We start from the raw sequence: 19,539 nt of genomic DNA, 5'->3' as shown, positions 1-19,539 counted from the left end.
CGTGCGCGTGAATTTTTGATGAAAACCTACGAAGCGCTGCTACTGATCGACTCATTGCAAACGAGTTTGCGCGACGATTTAGCGCAGATGGAGACCGATTTTTCGTCTCGGAAAGTGATGGTGCTGATCCACGTCCTGGCACGCAATTTCGATGCATGTTCGGAATTGACGCATGGACTGATTCATGGCCGGTCATTCGCAGCCAAAGGCCGTCCGGGCCTTGCGCTTTCTCGCCTCCACAGCACGCTAGTGAATATTCAGGGTCCTCAGTACATCAGAGCAGATCATCGTTGCTTATAGTTGCCGAGGTCGTTAGGCATCTCTTGAACCAGTAAAACGGTTCATCAACGTCTTATTCGGATTCTCCGATCGTTGCCTTTAATCGGTGTTCAAACTATGACTCTGTTCTCCTGCAGACGATGTACTCTCGTGGCTATAGGTCGCGAATGACGCTCTTGTGAAAGAATGGTGTTGTTCGATCAAGACTCATAGGAGGATTATCGAACAGGGATGCGCGCAACCTGGCAGTTAGCGTCGTGGCAGTGGTTCATATCATCTCGTGCTGGATCCTGGTTTTAGTTTGTGTGGCTTGCATCGGCCGTCGAAGCAAGGAGTACCGCTTCGGCCTGAATGTCCGCTCGAAGATGTCCTCAACCCGCCGTTGTGTCGATTTGTGTTCGCGCGGCAAATGACCTACGAGTCCAGCGAAACTCAATTTCCAGAACACTCAGTTCACTGGATCTTGCGACTTGGATTCGGGCAATAAATGAGTTGCCGAACGTGGGTAGGCCGATTTGTTGGTAGCCTCGCAAAGTCTAGGCACTGTTGTTTTCTGAATAAGTAAGAGTTGTCGCATGAGTTGTTGTGGCACTTGGCAGCTGAGCCATGAAGAGGCGAGTGGGATGTGGGCGAAGCAATAGATTTTCTGTCGAGGATGCGTGATAACATTGAAGCGACTTGTATCGGTATTGTCGCAGAGCGTAAAAAGAGCGAGAAAGTATTCTGGTTGGCTTGGGAGCGTTCGAATCGCGAAATAATTGAATTGAGTCACTTAGGAGGTTTGTGCTGGCCGGTTGGATTATATTTTAATGTACTTAATCGTTTCTCGAAACGAAAAGTCGAGCGGCTTTTCGTGTCGCTAAACGGCTGCTTCACCATACAGTAATTGCGCTGTTTTTAACCGGCGCCTTAACTTGGTAAATGCGCTCGACTGCCGCACGGGCCGCTGACGCGTATGCGGGCGCACAGTGGCGCAACTTTAATGATCTCGTCTCTTAGCTGACACGGTGTGGTTTTGGCCATTAAGGCAGCGCTTGGACGCGACACTTCCGTTTCGACATCGAATACCTTTCACTTTAGTTCGAGGCATCGCGCGCGACGTGAGGCGCGTTCGATTCAGAGACCCGGAAGGGGCGCCGAAATGTTAAATAGCTATCCCGGCCCCCGATAAAGTGAAAATAGTATTGCTCTGCACATTCCTCGCTTGTGAAATTCACCATGGACTACCTTCTCAAGTCACCCGAGGCGCGTTCCCTCGGCGCATGCATCGGTCATGCGATCGATTACGTCATCAAGTACCGGCTCTACGAGCGCTAGTTGTTCTGCACCTTCTCCTAGAGGGAAGCGTGCATGAAGAAGAATCGCGGTACATCGCGGGATTCAGCATGATGCCCTTCCAGAAGCACTGCATAAAAAGGACGGTCTTCTTCCTTTCGACGATGCGTACGACGTCCGTCGCGACCTTCTCGCCAAGCTTGTTCTGTCCGTGACGTTGTATGCGACTGTCAAGCGCTGCGAATGTGCCTCGATGGCGATCTCTTCCCCATCGACGGTAGGGGATGATCGATTGGAACGGGTGCACTTTGCCTGACAGCAAGGCCAATTTCTTCGATGGAAGCACGAGTGATCGACGACGCATGCCGAACCACTTATAGCGAGTTTGCCAGAGCACGGCCGCGAACGACGTTCCGGAGAGCCGGCGCCGCAGTGATATGCGAGCGTTAAAATGTCGGTTTTGCTATCGCGGCAACGCCCGATCGGATTTTTCAAATAGTCGTGGCACCGCGAAGTGCCCCAATACGTTGTAGGCCGGAACCAAAAAAGGTCGCGTTTGCGACCCGGGTCCTGCCAGTGGCGTCGGAATGGATAACGGACGAATCAGCGGGAGTGTGATGACGAGAGTGGGCCTGCGCGTGGAACGCGTACTTTGGATTGCGTGTCCTTTACTCATGTTTGTAGTGATGTACGCCCACATGACGGCCATTGAAAATATCCTGCTCGGCCTGGTTGGCGTGGGTGTGATTGCTGCCGCATGTTCGGAGACACAGCCTTCGGTTTCGCGATGGCCGCTCATCGTTCCCATTCTTCTGTGGGGGGCATGGTCGCTCGCGTCCGTGGCGTGGTCGCCGTTTCCGGCGGAGAGCATGCATGCCTGGCTGGATGAAGTGGCTTATCCCCTGGTTACATTCATTGCGTTCTGGCTAGTCGGAATCCAATCGGAGCGACCGGAGCGTCTTGTTCTGATCAGCTGGGTCGCATGCGTGCTGCTTGCGGTAACGAGCATCGTCCACTGGGGGCAACTGCAGCCGCCCACTGCGGATACATTTTTGTTGCACTATTACAATCGCGTCGGTCACACGAGCACGCTCGTCGTCTTCGCCATGTCCTTGTTCACCGGTTTGACGATGCAAGGACGATGGCGAATCATCGGAGTCACAGGCCTGCTGCTGTGCTTCTTCGTGGGGCTTGCAACGCTCAACCGCTTCTTTTGGCCTGCAGCCGGTCTCGCTATCCTCGTCGCGCTGTTCCCTATGTATCGAAAGCATCTCTTTCTGGCGACGATCGTGGTCGTGCTGACGGGCGTCGCTGCGGTCGGAACATTGGAGTACAGCGCGCGAATGCGCAATGTACGCCCTGTTCCCGCGTCGGAAGAGGTCGTGAGTCTCGGCCAAGAAAAGGTGCAGTTGCCCGAGTTTCTCGGTGGCATCGTGGCGTCCGTCTCCGCCGACACGCGTCCGCGAATGTGGCACTTTTATCTGAAAGCGGGAGAGACGCATTTTTGGACGGGCGTCGGATTTGGAAAGCCGCTTCCCGGACGCGTCTATAAAAGCGATATTCCGACGCAGTTTCTGTCTAGGGAACCGCAAGCCTTAACGCATGCCCATAACTTGTTCCTGAACACATGGCTTGAATCCGGACTGATCGGCGTCGTGCTGGAAATGTCGCTCCTGATCGCGCTCGTCGTGCGATTCTGCCGGCTGCGTCATGCCACGCCGTATATTTGCGCGGCAGGCGTGGCGCTGGTCGTCGGCATGCTTGCGAAGAACAGCACCGACGACTTCATGTGGCAGACCACCGCGCTGGCGTTCTGGAGTTTTGCGGGGCTCCTGCTGGGACGAGGCGAACGGCTCTTTGCCTCCCGACGGGAAGACATCGCATCATCGTCGGGGTCGTAGACCCGTGCACCCCGCACCGCTCTGCACCTTCTTCGCCGCCATCGCCACCGCCGCCAACATCGGCGCGAAGGACCTCACTACGCGTCTCTGCACCGGCTCGTGGCACATCCTATTAGCGGTGTTCATGGGCACTGGCGTCGGACTGGTCGTGAAATACGTGCTCGACAAGAAATGGATCTTCCGCTTCAAGGCGGAGAACGCGCGCCATGACGCGGCCGCGTTCACGCTCTACGTGACGATGGGCCTCGTCACCACGGCAGTCTTGTGGGGCGTGGAACTAGGCGTCAATCACTGCGGCACGAAAACCAGCACGTTCTTCAACCACTGATGCAGGCGCAGCGATTTCGCCCAGACCTTGAGCTTCGGCTCGCGGCTCTCGAAGACCTGTTCGATGTTGTCGTGCTTCGACGCCGCCCGAACGACGCCCGCATGCGGATTGACCACGTATGCGCGATCGGCGGCGGCCCAGACGACGATGTCGTCGTGCGAATTGCCGACGTAGTCGAAACCCTTCTCGCCGTACTCTTCGACGAGCCGGTCGCGCTTGCGATGCGAAGAAAGATTGACGTGCTCGTCGGTGGCGAACACGCGATCGAAGATGCCGAGGTGCTCCGCGATCCGCTGCGCAAACGTCTCATGACTCGCCGTGGCGAGCGCGATCGTCCGGCCCGTGGCGCGCATCTCGCGCAGCCAGTTCACGACTTGCGTGTTGTACGGCAGGGTCGTGACGTCGATGCTCACGTGCTCGGCAAGCCGCGACTTCAGTCCGGGCTTGCCGCCGCTCGAGAGCCATTGCAGCGGCTTGTAGAACTTTTGCGGAAACGATCTCAGAAAGGCGAATCCGCTCTCGACGAGAATGTCGGAGTGGATCAGCGTACCGTCGAGATCCACGACAATGGGCTTGTTCATACAATTCGCGTCGGGTGATCGGTTAAGCCCACAGCGCGCCCGGTCCCAACCAGGGACGGGCGCGACAGAATCCTCCGCTTGCTGGCGCAATCTAGCACAATCTTTAACAAGAACGGTTCGTCGCGTCGCGCTTTGCGCCACCTCGCGCGGTTGCCGAAAACATCGACATTGAGGACAATCTGACGTCTTCCACTCGTCGATGCGGTCCGTTTTCCTTTCGTGGCGCGGACACCCCCCTTGTCCGATGAACGCGAACGCCCCGCAGAACCGATCGGCGCCTCAGTCCGATCCCGCCATCACCCTCAGCATTTCCATCGTCGTCTACCGGCCGGATGCCGCGCTGCTGGCGCGCACCGTCGAAACGCTCGAAACCGCGCTCGCGCAATTGCACGACGTCGCCGGGCGCCCGTGCCTGTATCTGATCGACAACGGTAATCCCGGCGAACTCGCCGACCTGCCGGCGCCCTCGGACGCCGAATTCGATACCGTGGTGCTGAAAGGGCACGGCAACGTCGGCTACGGGCGCGGACACAATCTCGCGATCGCGCGCGCTGACAGCCGCTATCACCTGATCCTGAATCCGGATGTCGAGCTCAACGCGGACGGCCTGCGCCGCGCGCTCGCGTTTCTGCGCGACTCGCCGGAAACGGGGCTGCTCGCGCCGTGGATCGGCGGAGACGACGGCCGTCAGCAGTTTCTCTGCCGCCGCTATCCGACGGTGCTCGATCTCTTCGTGCGCGGCTTTCTGCCGTCCGCGCTGCGCAAACCGTTCGCGCGCCGCCTCGCGCGCTACGAGATGCGCGACGTCATCGGCGAGAACAACATCGTGTGGGACCCGCCGATCGTGAGCGGCTGTTTCATGCTCTTCAGAAGCGACGTGCTCAAGTCGCTCGGCGGCTTCGATCCGCGCTATTTCCTGTATTTCGAAGACTACGATCTGAGCCTGCGCACGCGCCGGGTCGCGCGCATTGCGTATGTGCCGTCGGTGCGCATCCTGCATCACGGCGGCGGCGCGGCGAAGAAGGGCTCGGTGCATATCAAGCTCTTCGTCACGTCGGCGTACCGGTTCTTCAACCGCTTCGGCTGGAGATGGCTATGAGCGAAACCGGCCGACGCATCGCGATCACCGGCGCCAACGGCTTCGTCGGCCGCGCGGTGAGCCGGGCGCTGCTCGCGCGCGGCATCGGCGCGACCGGGCTCGTGCGGCATGACGCGCAGTGCGAACCGGGCGTCGATGTACTGCATATAGACGGCCTCGACTCGATCACGCCCGACGCATTTGTAGGCTGCGACGCGGTGATCCATCTCGCCGCGCGCGTCCATGTGATGACCGACGCCGCCGCGCAAAATACCTCCGAGGCGCTGCTGAACGCGTACCGCGCGATCAACGTCGACGGCACGCTCGCCGCCGCCGAAGCCGCGCGCCGCGCTGGCGTCACGCGCTTCGTCCTGATGAGCAGCATCAAGGCGCTCGGCGAAAGCGACCCGGGCCGCCCGTTCACCGAAGACGACGCGCGCAATCCGCCCGATGCCTACGGCGTCTCGAAAGCCGAAGCCGAAGTGAAACTGCTCGAATTCGGCAGCCGCACGGGGCTCGAGATCGCGATCGTGCGGCCGCCCCTCGTCTACGGTCCCGGCGTGCGCGCCAATTTTCTGGCGATGATGCGCGCCATCGCGCGCGGCATGCCGTTGCCGCTCGGTGCAATCGATGCGCGTCGCAGTCTCGTCTCCGTCGACAATCTGGCGAGCGCGACGATCGAATGCGCGCTCAATCCCGCCGCCGCGGGACGCCTGTTCCATGTCACCGACGGCTACGATCCGAGCGTCGCCGAACTCGCGCGCAAGCTCGGCGCGCATCTCGGCAGGCCCGCGCGGCTCGTGCCGGTTCCGGCCGGACTGCTGCGCGGCCTCGCTCGCGTTGCCGGAAAGACCGCGCAGATCGACCGGCTGACTGGCAGCCTGCGGGTCGATTCGCACCGTATCCGCGACGCGCTCGGCTGGCAGGCGCCGCAATCTCTCGATGAAGGTCTGGCCGCCACGGCCGCGTGGTTTCGCTCGACGCGCGGGCAATGAACGCTTCGCGCCGGTCGAAACCGCCGGTCGCGAACGTTAAAATACGCGCTGCTTCCACACCGGCATTGCAAGATTCCTGACAGCTTCAGTCAGCGCGATTTTTCCTTGTTCGTCAGATATTTAAACTAAATGCGGCGAGCGTTCGCGTATGCTTTCGGGTTTTTCCCGAGCGAAGAACTGCCGGGACGACCAGGCCTCGTTTTCGACAACTCATAACATTGCATGCTGCATTCGTATTTTGAAGCTTCGCCGCTGCTGGCCGCGGTGTCCGTTGCGGTACTGGCGCTCGCCGCGTGCGTGCTGATTCTCCGTACGCTCATCCACACCGGCCTCGCGTGGCGTCTCGCCACCGATATTCCCAACGATCGCTCGCTGCACGAACGGCCCACGCCGCGCGTCGGCGGATGGGGCATCGTGCCGGTCGCGGTGATCGCACTTCTGGTCGCGGCACCGTCGATGTGGCTCGTCGCAGCGTGCGCCGTCTTCCTCGCTGCCGTATCGCAAATCGATGATCGCCGCGGCCTGCCCGCGCGCGTGCGCTTCGCGGCGCATATCGTCGCGGTGGCGCTCGTCATCGTCGTGCATCCGGCGCACCTGCCGTGGTGGGCGCTCGCGCTGGTCGGCTTTCTGATGCTGTGGCTCGTCAATCTGTACAACTTCATGGACGGTTCGGACGGGCTCGCCGGCGGCATGGCGCTATTCGGCTTCGGCGGTTACGCGCTCGCGGCACTCGCCGGACCCGCGCCGCAAGCCGATCTCGGCTTCGCGAGCCTGGCTATCGCGGGCGCGGCGGCCGGATTTCTGACCCTCAATTTCCATCCGGCCCGGATTTTTCTCGGCGATGCCGGGTCTATCCCCTTGGGGTTTCTCGCGGGCGCGCTCGGCTATTGGGGCTGGCAACGGGGCGCGTGGCCGGTCTGGTTTCCGGCGCTCGTGTTTTCGCCTTTCATCGCGGATGCCACGGTCACCTTGTTGCGCCGCCTCGCGCGCGGCGAAAAATTCTGGCAGGCCCACCGCGAGCATTACTATCAGCGCATGGTGCGCCTTGGAATGGGGCACGCGCGCACCGCGCTCACGTGGTATCTGTTCATGCTGGCGGGCATAATGCTCGCGAATGGGGCGCTGCGATTTTCTCTCGCGGGGCAGTGGGCGGCAGTTGCGGGCTGGGCAGTCGTGGTTGTGGCAGCGGGCGCGGTGGTCGACGCGCGTTGGCGGCGTCATGCGACGCGCCATTCCGACCAATCTTGAGGGTCCATGCTGATGAATCGAATAAAAGCTACATGGCTATCGGCGGGCGCGTTCGGCTTCGATCTCGTAGCCGTCGTCGGATCCTGGCTCATCGCTTATCTGCTGCGCTTCAACGGCGCCGTGCCGCATGACTTCCGTCATGGCGCGCTCGCGGCGCTCATCTGGGTCGTACCGGTCTACGCCGTCGTCTTCCGCGTCTTCGGGCTGTATCGCGGCATGTGGGTGTTCGCGAGCCTGCCCGACCTCATGCGCATTTCGAAATCCATCGTCGTGGGCGCGCTCATCGTGATGGTGGGCGCCGTGATGTCGCAGCCGACGCCGATCATTCCCCGCTCGGTGCTCATCGTTTCTCCGCTCCTGCTCTTCCTGGCGATGGGCGGCGCGCGCGCACTCTATCGCGCGAGCAAGGAGTTCTACCTGTACGGCGGCCTCGTCGGACAGGGCAAGCCGGTAATCGTGCTCGGCGCGGGCACGGCGGGCGCGATGCTCGTGCGCGAGCTGGCGCGTTCGAGCGAATGGCGCCTCGTCGGCCTGCTCGACGACGATCCCGGCAAGCAGGGCCGCGAAGTGCTCGGACACAAGGTGCTCGGCTCGTTCGGCGATCTGTCGCGCGTTGCCGAACAGTTGAAGGTCGACTACGTGATCATCGCGATTCCGTCGGCGTCGGTCGAGGAGCAGCGGCGCGTTGCCACGTTGTGCGTGCGCGCCGGCGTGAAGGTAATGGTGCTGCCCGCGCTCACGCCGCTCACGCAAGGCCAGAATTTCCTGTCGCGCGTGCGGCAGATCGACTTGGAAGACCTGCTCGGCCGCGAGCCGGTGAAGATCGACATGCCGCACGTCGAGCAACTGCTGTACGGGCGCGTCGTGATGGTGACGGGCGCGGGCGGCTCGATCGGCTCGGAACTGTGCCGTCAGATTCTGCGTTTCTCGCCGGCGCAACTGGTCGCCTACGACCTTTCCGAGTACGCGATGTATCGCCTGATCGAGGAACTGCACGAGCGGTTTCCGGAGTGCTCGGTGATTCCGGTCGTCGGCGATGCGAAGGACTCGCTGCTGCTCGATCAGACGATGGGACGCTTCACGCCGCACATCGTCTTCCATGCAGCCGCCTACAAGCACGTCCCGCTGATGGAAGAGCAGAATGCATGGCAGGCGGTGCGAAACAACGTGCTCGGCACGCTGCGCGTCGCGCGCGCGGCGATACGCCACGACGTGCGCCATTTCGTCCTGATTTCCACGGACAAGGCCGTCAACCCGACCAACGTGATGGGCGCCTCCAAGCGTCTCGCCGAAATGTCGTGCCAGGCGTTGCAGCAATCCGCGCCGCACACGCAGTTCGAGACGGTGCGCTTCGGCAACGTGCTCGGCAGCGCGGGCAGCGTGATCCCGAAGTTCCAGCAGCAGATTTCGAAAGGCGGGCCGGTGACCGTCACGCATCCGGAAATCACGCGCTTCTTCATGACGATTCCGGAAGCCGCGCAGCTCGTGTTGCAGGCGTCGAGCATGGGGCGCGGCGGCGAAATTTTTATCCTCGACATGGGCCAGCCCGTGAAGATCGTCGATCTCGCGCGCGACCTGATTCGTCTCTACGGCTTTTCGGAAGAGCAGATCCGCATCGTCTTCACGGGCCTGCGCCCCGGCGAGAAGCTCTACGAGGAACTGCTCGCCGACGACGAAACCACCACGCGCACGCCGCATCCGAAACTGCGCATCGCGCAGGCGCGGGGCGTGCCGAACGATTTCATCGACGAGTTGCTGCCCTGGCTCATGCAGCATCGCGTGCTTTCCGACGAAGAAGTGCGCCGCGACCTGCGCCGCTGGGTGCCGGAATATCAGACGGCGACGCTGCCCGTCCTGCAGAGCGTCGCGGCCGTACAGACGGCGCGCGAGCGCGGCGCGGCGGGCTGACGCGGACGGTCGACGCATGACGACGCTCGACGATGTTCATGCGCTGACACACGCGGGCTCGCTGTTGTCGCCGGGCGGCGAGATCGTCGCACCGTACGATCTCGAAGTCGTGCACGCCGATGCCTCCGGTTTTTCCGCCTTGCCCGCCGATATCCTGAACGCGGGCCGCGCCCCCTTCGACGCTGACTACGCGCAAGCGAGCCGCGTGCATCTCGTCAACGCGTTCGGCGTCACGCTCGGCGATTCGATCATCGGGCTTTCGGCGCTATCGGCGGTGAAACGCCTTCATCCGCATCTTCGGTTTACGATTTATCGACCGGCCCGCGCGCCACGCCACGTGCAGCGTCTCTACGCGCTCGCCGCGCCGCGCTTTGCCGATCTGATCGATTTACCCGTGCCGCTCGCCAGCCTGCCTGCCGATGAACCGAAGATCGACATCGGCAATCAGCTTTTCTGGCCGCGTTTCGCTTCGATGCCGATGATCGACTTCTTCCTCTGGGCGATGGGCATCGCGCCCGACAGCATCGCCGCCGGCGACAAGCGCAATCGATGGCTCGCCGATGTGCCGCTCGCCGCCATCGAGCGCGAGCCATACGCGCTGTTCTGCCCGGACGCGAGCACGCCGGTGCGCAGCATTCCCGCGTCGATGCGCGCGCGTATCGTCGCGCGCTTCGCGGACGAAACCGGCATGCCGGTGCTCGGCTTCGGCGCGGTGGATCATCCGCGCTATCGCGACATTGCGCCGCTTTGCATCGACACGGACGATTTTCTCGCGTGGGTCGGGCATGCGCGCTATCTGGTCACGGCGGACACGGCGGCGCTGCACATCGCGGCCGGCTTCGAAGTTCCGACGACCGCGTTCTTCACGACGATTCCCGCCTTCATGCGCGCGCGCGATTACACGAACTGCGTCGCGGTCGAATTCGCGTTGCCGCATCTGCAAGGCATTCATGCGAGCGCGCGGCCCGCGGACCTGGACGCTATCGAACGCGCGTATCGCGACTACGACTGGCGCGCGATGCCTTTTGCGCGCGAGGCATCGCTCAGTTCGGCGAGCCGTTGACCTGAAACGACGGCAGCCGCCCATACAGCTCCGCAACCCAGTCAATGAACACGCGCACGCGGCGCGGCTGATGCCGATTGGCCGCATAGAGCACCGACACCACACGCGGATACGACGGATACGCGCTCAGCACTTCCCTGAGCGCGCCGCTTCTGATGAGCGGATCGAGCGTATAGCTCGAACTCTGAATCAGGCCGAGCCCCGTCACGCCCGCGGCGATATACGAATCGCCGTCGTTCACGGCAATCTTGTGCTTCATCGGGACGATGCGCGTTTCGCCATCGACGACGAATTCCCAGTTGCGCACGCGCCCCGAGTTGTTGAGCACATAGCCGACGGCGAGGTGCTGGTCGAGATCGTCGAGCGACGCCGGCTCGCCGTGCTTCTCGATATATCCCGGCGACGCGCACGTGATCTGCTTATAGGCGCCGATGCGTTTCGCGACGAGCCCGACGTCGCCGACCGCGCCCACGCGCACGACGCAATCGACCGCTTCCTCGACGAGATCCACTTGCCGGTCCGTGAGCAGCAGCTCGACGCCGATATCCGGATACGCCGCGAAAAAATCCGGCAGCGCGGGAATGATCGTGTTCTTCGCCATCACCTGCGGCAGGCTCACTTTGACGTTGCCCTTAGGACTGAGCTTCGAATGCGAGAGCGACGCTTCCATGTCGTCCACTTCGCCCAGCACGCGCACGCAGCGCTCGTAATAGGCTTCGCCGTCCTCGGTGATGCTGATGCTGCGCGTCGTGCGATTGATGAGGCGTGCGCCGAGATGCGCTTCGAGTGCCTGAAGCGTGCGTGAGACGCTTGCGGGAGGCAGGCGCAGGGCGTCGGCGGCTTTCGAGAAACTGCCCGCCTCGACGACCCGCGCGAAGACTTTCATTGCGAGAAAGCGGTCCATGCTCGGGTTCCGGAAACGTGAACGCGCGCCTCTTGGGGGCGCGCGCGAAAGAAGAGCGTGACTTTCAAAGCGACGATCATACTTGGGATCGCCTCTGCGCGCGCCTTCACCGGGCGGGTGATGAATCTAAAGCCCGGAGCCCTGACAAAGCCACCACGAGTAGTGTTCGATCATCCGCTGAAACGGCGCGTGATGGCCGTAAGCGATCGACGATACCGCAAGCAGTCCGCAACCCGCGACGAGCGCGCGCGGCATCTTGCGCGGCCGGTCGAAAACGCGCATGAGGAAGAGGGCGGCGATGACCGCGCCGAGCACCCAGCCCGCGACGACTTCCGCGGGCGTATGCGCGTCCTGCATGACGCGGCTCGCGCCGATCGCCGCTGCGAGCGCAAGGCCGCCCGCCGCGCCCAGCCGATGCCAGCCGCCGCCTAAGCCGCTGAACAGCAGTCCGCCCGCGACCGTATAGATCGATGCGGCGAGCATCGTATGACCGCTGATCATGCGCAACTGGATGGCGGCGATTTCGAGGCCGCACCCGGCATACAGCATCTTCGAGAGACCGACGAGCCCCATGCCGATCGCGAGCAGGATCGCCCAGCGCAACGCGAGACGCGCGTCCACGGTGCGCAGCCACAGTGCGCAGACGAGCGCGAGCGGAAGCATGAAGGCTGCATCGCCCAGATTCGAAAGCGTCCAGAGTACCTGTGATTCCATGCGTATCCGTTATGGGCAGGCTCGCGGGCTCGACCGACGCCGTTATGAAGTGTCGCCCAGCTTTCGGCGGCCGGCCATGCGGTATTCGGTCGGCGAAATCGACAGTCGCTTGCGGAAGATCTTCGCGAGGCCATCGCCGCTGCCCGCGCCGCAGCGCCGTGCGATCTTGTCGATCGGCAAGTCGGTCGCGGCGAGCAACATGCAGCTCGCATCGAGCCGGGCACGCAGCAGGTATTCCGATGGCGTGAGCCCGATCTGCGCCTTGAAGCGGCGCAGGAAATTGCGCTCGCTCATCGCGGCGACGCGTGCGGCGTCGGCGATCGAGATCGGTCGCACGTAATTCTCGCGAATCCAGCGCGCGGCCGCGTCGATCTTCTGGCGTACGCCGCCGGCTTCGGTATCGTCGAGCACGGTGGCGAGCTTTTGCCATGCGCCGGGAATCGAGCGCTCCGAGACTTCACGCGCGAGCGCGGCGCCGTGATCGCGCTTGATGATCGACAGCGCCGCTGCGATCGGCCCTTTCGGATCGTCGAGCGTGAGCGTCTGCTCGGCGATGAAAAGCGGGTTCGACAACATGGATGGCCGCGCGCTGCGCTCGGGCCCTCCGGTGAAATCGAGCGAGCGGTTCTGCACGCTGAGATTGGCCGCGGCGAGAATGTGCGCGCCCTCGCCGATCGCCTTGATGAACGGGATCTTCGGCGCCACGCGGCCGAGCCGCTTTCTCAGCACGGCGTCGTTTCGCGCATGGCGCGCACCCACGCCGCCCGCGATGAAAAGCGCGTCGCACTCGTTCATCCAGCGCGTTTCGAGCCCTTCTGTCCAGATGCGCATCGAGCAACTGCTCGCCACGCTGCCGCCTTCGCTCGATACGAAGCGCAGCGAATAGTTCGGCGCTTCGGCGCGCTCGCCGGCTTCGGCGGGCATGCGAACCTGATTCGCGACCGAGAAGACCTCGGAGATCGAACTGACTTCGACGAGCGAAAAATCCTCGAAGATCAGAATGCCGATCCGTTTTGCCGCGCTGGCCATATCGGCGGGCGGCGTGTCGGGCGCGACGGCGCGCACGACCTGAAGCCTGCCCGTACCATTGGCGTACACCATCGACTTCTCCCCTGTGCGGACCGGGCCGGCGTTGTCACGCCTTGTGCGGGTCCGGTCCATGAAGGAACGTAAGTAGCGGGAAAGTGAGCTTACATGGGTCGCACTATACGCGGCGCCCAACAGTCGCCGCGCCCCAAGTCCGAAATTGACGAACTGTTGGCAGATGATCTCGGTACGCGAGGAATAGGCTCACATCCATCCAGTCGTGTGACGGAATCGGGCGATGTGTCTTCGACGAGAAGTGACGCGACCGGATCGAAATTTCTTGGCGGAAAGGGTGGGCGGCGCGCAGCAATGGGCGCCGTTTGTCCTTCGGCGCGTGCTTTGCCGGCTCAGCGGAAATACACCTTGGTGTACTCGTGCACGTCGTCGCGCGCGAGTATCTCGTCGGGCATGAGCCATCGATAGTCGCTGTGCTGGTCGAAGCGGCCGATCGGTACTTTGCCGCTCAGGGTCATCGAATACGCGAGCACGATGTAATGCGTGCCGATATCCTCGGCGCCCGCGAAGTTGTCGTCGTACAGATGCTCGTACACGCCGAAGAAACGCGCGGCCGATCGCTGCGCGCTCGCGACGCCGAGCTCGTTGTGGACGATGCGCTTGAACGCGGCGTCGAGCGATTCGTTCTTGGTGATGCGCCCGCCCGGCACGAACCACGTGCCTTGCGCAGGCCGGTTGCGCCGATGTCCGAGGAGAATGCGCCGGTTGCCGTCGGTGACGATCAGATCGATCGCCACGAGCGGCGTGAGCCGCACCACCGTCAGGAAGTCCGCGTTGCTAAGCATCGTTGCTCCGTGTTTGCGATCGTCGTGCGCGAGGCAAGCGCCGGTGAAAGTGCACGCCCGGCACAGCGCAAACGATGATGCCTGCGCCACCGCATGACCGTGCGTACGCGCACGCGCCGACGTGCTTCGTCCGAAAGACGCGACGGGGGCGTCGGCGTGTAGCGACGGTGCACATCTTCGGATCGATTCTCATGAGTGAAACAAGCAAGGCTGACGAATTCGGTCGTCACAGGCCCGTGCACGGACGGCAAACTTGACCGATCCGCACGCGCTCGCCGCGCGCAAAAATCCCGCCGCGCGATTTGCGAACGTGCGCGCGAATTGAGCGGCACCCGCGCGAAGCTTGCAAAGGTTTGATTGGACGATTCAAAAATCGTGTCGCCGCGTGCGCCGCCGCAAAACACCACCGTACGCCGTAGCGGAGAGGGCCCGGTATCCCGCGCCCATGCAGCTTCGGCGCTGCGATCCGCTTATTGCGGCGCAACATCCAACGTCATATGAAAATACCGCATTACGCCATTCAATAAAACCCAGTTGTCTAATTGAAAATGGCTCGATTGCCAGCCATCCGATTAACGATTAATCCATGGTAGTTAATAAACGATCAAATCCTACTTTTAAACCGGCGTGTCAAATGCCTATTACATCCGGTTCCGAAATGTAACGGCAAATCCAAAATTTTCCGATTCCCCGCAGTACGAACGTCCGCTTTTTCGACTTTCAACGTTTCAAAATTGAATCAATTTATTTGATCTGACATGTCGTCCGGCTTGCCGCCAAACCGCGCAGAGCCGCCGCCCGTGGTATGGGGGCCGCGCACCTGTCCGATCTGGCGGCGCGTCAACCGGATTCCACTAGGCTGCCGTCAGCCTTTGTATGACGAATGAATTGTGATAATCGCCGCTTTGAAAACGGCGTTCCAGAATTTGGGGAGGGATTTCAATGTGCGCTCACCCTCACATCGGAACAGATTCTGTGGTTTAAGCGCGAAAATCTAGAGCACAAAAAAGATTGTCTGCTTATTATTCAAGCCAGCGGATCGATTCCGCCAACACTTCGTTCCAATCGGTCACGGCAACCCGGCGAAGTTCGGGAAAGTCCATTGATGCGCCGCAATGGCCGAGAAACTCTTCCGCGCCTTCCAGGATGCAAAGCTGCAGAGGATGACCATGCCTTACGCCACTCTAGAACCCGCCGTCATGGGTTGGACGCCTCCCGCGACGAAAACGTCGCAGACCGAGGTCCGCCAGATCGCGATCCTGCTGTTCGACGGTTTTTCCCTGCTCGGCGCGGGGATCGTCGCGGAGGTCTTCCACATGGCGAACGAGTTCGCGTCGGTGAAGTCCCGGCCGGACTGCAGCTATGACGTGCGGTTCCTGTCTGTCGAGGGCGGCAACGTGGCGTGCTCGTCGTCGGTGCGCGTGTGGACGGACGGCCTGGACGCGCGTCATTACGGCGGCTTCGATGCGCTCTTCGTCGCGGGCGGCCGCGGCGCCGACGACGCCGCGAAGGACGATCGCATCATCGAATGGCTGCGCCGCGTGCAGTCCAAGACGACGGTCGTGCGCGCCATTTCCGAGGGCCGCAAGGTGCTCGACGCGGCGGGCATCGGCCAGGCGCAGGACGCGCAGGCGCGCTTGGGCAACGCCATGCATCTCGTGCGCGACGAGCAGCAGGGCGACGCGGGCGACCGCTACGAATCCATGAAGGGCGCGCTCCTGATCGTGAAGCGCGACCTGGGCATCGACGTGTCACGCAGCGTCGCCGAGCGCCTGATGCCCGGCTCCGCCGCGAAGCTCGTGTCGATTCTCGGCGACAGCGGCGCGGCGTCCGCGGGGGACAAGATCCGAGCGGCGGCGCGCTGGCTGCAGGACAACTGCGAACGGCCGATTTCGGTCGTCGATGCGGCGCAGGTGGCCGCGATGAGCGAGCGCAACTTTTTGCGCCGCTTCAAGATCGAGATGGGCATCACGCCATCCGATTATTTGCTGCAGGCGCGCCTCGCCGTGACCTGCGCGCTTCTGACGGATTCGGAACTGCCGGTCGACAAGATCGCGCGCAGAAGCGGCATGGGCAACGGCGACAGGCTCGCAAAGATTTTCCGCAAGCGTCTTCTGATCTCTCCGACGGAATACCGGATGCAGAGCAGGCGCGAGGCGAACGGCTGACCCGCGCGAAGTGTGACGTGGGCCGCGCTGACGCCGACTATGGCGTAAAGCGTCGGATGTTTGGCCGGACCCGATCGGTCCGGCACTTAATCATTTCCCGGACGGCATTGCCGTTCGAACGAATTTGCAGGCAGGAGAGTCCTCTATGACGAATGAAGCACGCACGAAGGGCGAGTTGGAGCAGGGAGCAGCGGGTGTCGAGGCGAGCCTGGCCGGACTGGCCGGGCCGTGCCGCCGCCTCGTTCCTGTGATCCTCGCCGGCGGCTCGGGCACGCGCCTGTGGCCGATGTCGCGTGAACAGTTCCCGAAGCAGCTGATCGGCGTCATCGGTCACGACTCGTTGTTGCAGGCCACGGTTTCGCGGCTGAAAGGCTTTGCGGGCGACTTCAGGGTGGATGGCGAGCCGATCATCGTGTGCGGCGAGGAGCATCGTTTCACGACGGAAGAGCAGACGCGCGAAAGCGGCGTCGACGCACGCATCATCGTCGAGCCGGCGCGCCGCGACACCGCGCCCGCGCTCACGCTCGCGGCGCTCGCCGCGGTGAAGGACGGCGAGGACGCGATCATGGTCGCGATGCCGGCCGATCACTCGATCGCCGACATTCCCGCGCTGCATCGCGCGATCGCGATCGCGGCGGAGCATGCGGAGCGCGGCGTGATCGCGACGCTCGGCATTCCGCCGACGCGCCCCGACACCGGCTTCGGCTACATCCGTCTGGGCGACGCGCTCGACGATGGCGCGCACGAGATCGATCGCTTCGTCGAGAAGCCCGCGGCCGAGCTTGCCGCCCAATATGTCGCGGCGGGCACGTACTGGTGGAACAGCGGCATCTTCATCGTGCGCGCGAGCGTGTGGCTCGCGGCACTCGGGAAGCTCAACGCCGATATGTACGCGGCTTGCTCGGCCGCGGCGAAGGAAGGCGAGGACGACGGCAAGTTCTTCCGTCCGCAGGCCGCGCAATTCGGCCGCGCGCCGTCGGACTCGATCGACTATGCCGTGATGGAACACATCGGTACGCCGACGAAGCCGTGCGACGGCATCGTCGTGCCGCTCGTCGCGGGCTGGTCGGATCTCGGCTCGTGGGACGCCGTGTGGGACGCGATGGACAAGGACGAGTCCGGCAACGTCGCGAGCGGCCGTGTCGTGTTCGAAGGCGCGACATCTAGCTATGCGCGCTCCGAAGGCGGACGGCTCGTCGCGTGTGTCGGCACGACCAACGTGATCGTCGTCGAGACGGACGACGCCGTGCTCGTCGCGGACCGTTCGCGCGTGCAGGACATCAAGGGGCTCGTTGCGCGCATCCGCGAGCAGCATGCGCCCGAAGCGGACACGCATCGCAAGGTGCGCCGTCCGTGGGGCTTCTACGATTCGATCGAGCACGGCGAGCGCTTTCAGGTGAAGCGCATCGTGGTGTCGCCGGGTTCGAAGCTGTCGTTGCAGATGCATCACCATCGCGCGGAGCACTGGATCGTCGTGTGCGGCACGGCGCTCGTGACGCGCGGTGAAGAGCAGTTTTTGCTGAGTGAGAACGAATCGACGTTCATTCCGCTCGGTGTGCGGCACCGTCTGGAGAACCCGGGCAAGGTGCCGCTCGAGATCATCGAGGTGCAGTCGGGGAGCTATCTCGGCGAAGACGACATCGTGCGCTTCGACGACACCTACGGGCGCCATTGAGCGCTCGGCGGGCGATGGCATGACGGGTTGATGCGACCGACTTCTTTGCAACGGCTTTCATTCGACAAAGACGGGCGCGACGCGAGGAGGAGACTGAAGAGGGCGGTTAAGGGCTGATTGCGTTCGGGGAAAACAACATGCGCGATTTACAGGGATTGCTCGCGCGCCTGTTCGACGTCGTGATGATCGTCGGCGGCGCGGCAGTGGCGTCGCAAATCAGGTTCGAGTACATCGAGGCTCACACCTATTCGGTGGCGTTCGTCGCATTCGCGGCGGCGTTCTCGCTCGCGCTCTTTCCTGGTTTCGGCGTCTACCAGTCGTGGCGCGGCCGCAGCAAGCTTCAGCTCGCGTGCCAGGTCTCGCTCGGCTGGCTCGTCGTGCAGGGCTGCGCGCTCGCGCTCATGTTCTCCCTGCATCGACTCGACTACGTGTCGCGCCTCTGGTTCGCCTACTGGACCGCGATGTCCGGCGGCCTCATGATCGCCGGGCGTCTCATCACGCACGCGATCCTCGCGCACATGCGCCACGCCGGCCTGAACCTTCAACAGGTGGCGATCGTCGGTTGCGGCAGGCATTGCGATTCGATCCTGCGCAAGATCGAGCGCTCGCCGGACGCGGGCTTTCGCATGCGCGCCGCGTTCAATGCGGCGCCGGCAAAGGCACGGCTCAACACGCGCCTGCCGGTGTACGACGACTTCGACGAATTCGTCAACTTCGTGCGCACGCAGAACGTGCACGAGGTGTGGCTTGCGCTGCCGCTTTCCGAAGAGCGCACGATCCTGCGCTTCGTGAACGAATTCCGCGACGATCTGCTCAACGTGCGCTTCATTCCGGACGTGCGCAGCCTTGCGCTCTTCGAAAGCGGCGTGACCGATCTCCTCGGCGAGCCCGCGATCAATCTGGTCGCGTCGCCGCTGTCGGCGTCCGCGCAGTTGCAGAAGGAACTCTTCGACCGCGCGTTCGCGCTCGGCGCGATCATCGCCGTTTCGCCGGCGCTGATCTGCATCGCGCTCGCGATCAAGCTGACTTCGCGCGGGCCCGTGCTTTTCCGGCAACGCCGCAAGGGCGCGGATGGCCGCGTCTTCACCATCTACAAGTTCCGTTCGATGCGCATGCACACGGAACAGGCCGGGGTGCTCCGCCAGGCCACGCGCGGCGATCCGCGCGTGACCCGTGTCGGGGCATTCCTGCGCCGCACCAGCCTCGATGAGCTACCGCAGTTCTTCAACGTTCTGCGTGGCGACATGTCGGTCGTGGGCCCGCGTCCACACGCGCTTGAACATGACGACCTGTATCAGAAGGTCGTATCGGGGTATATCCATCGTTACCGGATCAAGCCGGGCATCACCGGCTGGGCCCAGGTCAACGGTTTTCGTGGAGAAACGGATCGGATCGAAAAGATGGAAGGACGCGTCGCTCACGATTTGTACTACCTGGGTAACTGGTCGTTCGGACTCGATATGAGAATCATTGCCGCAACGATCTTCAAGGGACTACGCCACACCAACGCTTACTGATGCAGGGGACGACCATTAT

The 19,539-nt window shown here is 62.7% G+C and carries 15 protein-coding genes and 1 pseudogene; 11 read left to right on the top strand and 5 right to left on the bottom strand.

Translation table 11 applies throughout. The features are described from left to right. The first annotated feature begins 18 nt into the window (after positions 1-18). The 3 genes from NCT32_RS10520 to NCT32_RS10510 all read left to right on the top strand — a co-directional run bounded on the left by NCT32_RS10520 (position 19) and on the right by NCT32_RS10510 (position 3,783). Entirely contained in the window at positions 19-300 is a 282-nt protein-coding gene (locus tag NCT32_RS10520) for a hypothetical protein (RefSeq protein ID WP_250490186.1), read from the top strand. A 1,871-nt stretch (positions 301-2,171) separates the two neighbouring features. Then, the gene (locus NCT32_RS10515; RefSeq protein ID WP_250490185.1) at positions 2,172-3,455 is read left to right on the top strand and encodes an O-antigen ligase; all 1,284 of its coding nucleotides are present in this window, start codon (positions 2,172-2,174) and stop codon (positions 3,453-3,455) included. 4 nt (positions 3,456-3,459) lie between these two features. Next, positions 3,460-3,783 (top strand): GtrA family protein, encoded by a 324-nt coding sequence (locus NCT32_RS10510; protein WP_250490184.1) that lies wholly within the window; start codon positions 3,460-3,462, stop codon positions 3,781-3,783. Here NCT32_RS10510 and NCT32_RS10505 read toward each other — a convergent pair. Then, a pseudogene (locus NCT32_RS10505) lies at positions 3,750-4,364 on the bottom strand (hypothetical protein); the annotation flags it as partial. The gene NCT32_RS10510 and the pseudogene NCT32_RS10505 overlap by 34 nt on opposite strands. A 244-nt stretch (positions 4,365-4,608) precedes the next feature. On the opposite strand from NCT32_RS10505, the gene NCT32_RS10500 reads away from it, so the two are divergent. The 5 genes from NCT32_RS10500 (at position 4,609) to NCT32_RS10480 (ending at position 10,656) form a co-directional block, all read left to right on the top strand. Further along, positions 4,609-5,463, top strand: a complete 855-nt coding sequence (locus tag NCT32_RS10500) for a glycosyltransferase family 2 protein (RefSeq protein ID WP_250476966.1) — start codon at positions 4,609-4,611, stop codon at positions 5,461-5,463. After that, the gene (locus tag NCT32_RS10495) at positions 5,460-6,437 is read left to right on the top strand and encodes an SDR family oxidoreductase (RefSeq protein WP_250490183.1); all 978 of its coding nucleotides are present in this window, start codon (positions 5,460-5,462) and stop codon (positions 6,435-6,437) included. Before NCT32_RS10500 ends, NCT32_RS10495 begins: the two co-directional genes overlap by 4 nt. Before the next feature lie 222 nt (positions 6,438-6,659). Next, a complete protein-coding gene (locus tag NCT32_RS10490; RefSeq protein WP_250490182.1) occupies positions 6,660-7,685 on the top strand; it encodes a glycosyltransferase family 4 protein in 1,026 nt (341 codons plus the stop codon). A 12-nt stretch (positions 7,686-7,697) separates the two neighbouring features. Beyond that, positions 7,698-9,593, top strand: a complete 1,896-nt coding sequence (locus NCT32_RS10485) for a nucleoside-diphosphate sugar epimerase/dehydratase (protein WP_250490181.1) — start codon at positions 7,698-7,700, stop codon at positions 9,591-9,593. Positions 9,594-9,609: 16 nt separating this feature from the next. Beyond that, a complete protein-coding gene (locus NCT32_RS10480; RefSeq protein ID WP_250490180.1) occupies positions 9,610-10,656 on the top strand; it encodes a glycosyltransferase family 9 protein in 1,047 nt (348 codons plus the stop codon). Here the strand turns inward: NCT32_RS10480 and NCT32_RS10475 are convergent. The 4 genes from NCT32_RS10475 to NCT32_RS10460 form a co-directional block, all read right to left on the bottom strand. Next, positions 10,637-11,560 carry a LysR family transcriptional regulator gene (locus NCT32_RS10475; RefSeq protein ID WP_250490179.1) on the bottom strand — a complete coding sequence of 308 codons (924 nt, stop codon included), beginning with the start codon at positions 11,558-11,560 and terminating at the stop codon, positions 10,637-10,639. The genes NCT32_RS10480 and NCT32_RS10475 overlap by 20 nt on opposite strands. 126 nt (positions 11,561-11,686) lie before the next feature. Beyond that, positions 11,687-12,274 carry a phosphatase PAP2 family protein gene (locus NCT32_RS10470; RefSeq protein ID WP_061119288.1) on the bottom strand — a complete coding sequence of 196 codons (588 nt, stop codon included), beginning with the start codon at positions 12,272-12,274 and terminating at the stop codon, positions 11,687-11,689. 42 nt (positions 12,275-12,316) lie between these two features. Beyond that, positions 12,317-13,375, bottom strand: coding sequence for a GlxA family transcriptional regulator (locus NCT32_RS10465; RefSeq protein WP_061119287.1), 1,059 nt, complete (start codon positions 13,373-13,375; stop codon positions 12,317-12,319). 332 nt (positions 13,376-13,707) lie between these two features. Continuing rightward, positions 13,708-14,160, bottom strand: coding sequence for a GDP-mannose mannosyl hydrolase (locus tag NCT32_RS10460; RefSeq protein WP_250490178.1), 453 nt, complete (start codon positions 14,158-14,160; stop codon positions 13,708-13,710). Positions 14,161-15,329: 1,169 nt separating this feature from the next. On the opposite strand from NCT32_RS10460, the gene NCT32_RS10455 reads away from it, so the two are divergent. The 3 genes from NCT32_RS10455 to NCT32_RS10445 all read left to right on the top strand — a co-directional run bounded on the left by NCT32_RS10455 (position 15,330) and on the right by NCT32_RS10445 (position 19,520). Further along, a complete protein-coding gene (locus NCT32_RS10455; RefSeq protein ID WP_250476961.1) occupies positions 15,330-16,328 on the top strand; it encodes a GlxA family transcriptional regulator in 999 nt (332 codons plus the stop codon). 145 nt (positions 16,329-16,473) lie between these two features. Then, entirely contained in the window at positions 16,474-18,003 is a 1,530-nt protein-coding gene (locus tag NCT32_RS10450; RefSeq protein ID WP_250490177.1) for a mannose-1-phosphate guanylyltransferase/mannose-6-phosphate isomerase, read from the top strand. A 137-nt stretch (positions 18,004-18,140) separates the two neighbouring features. Beyond that, the gene (locus NCT32_RS10445; protein WP_061119286.1) at positions 18,141-19,520 is read left to right on the top strand and encodes an undecaprenyl-phosphate glucose phosphotransferase; all 1,380 of its coding nucleotides are present in this window, start codon (positions 18,141-18,143) and stop codon (positions 19,518-19,520) included. Positions 19,521-19,539 lie beyond the last annotated feature (19 nt).

The organism is Caballeronia sp. INML2, assembly GCF_023631365.1.
Taxonomy (GTDB): domain Bacteria; phylum Pseudomonadota; class Gammaproteobacteria; order Burkholderiales; family Burkholderiaceae; genus Caballeronia; species Caballeronia turbans.
The sequence above is the reverse complement of the archived record's forward strand: the minus strand, read 5'-3'. Positions and strand labels throughout refer to the sequence as shown.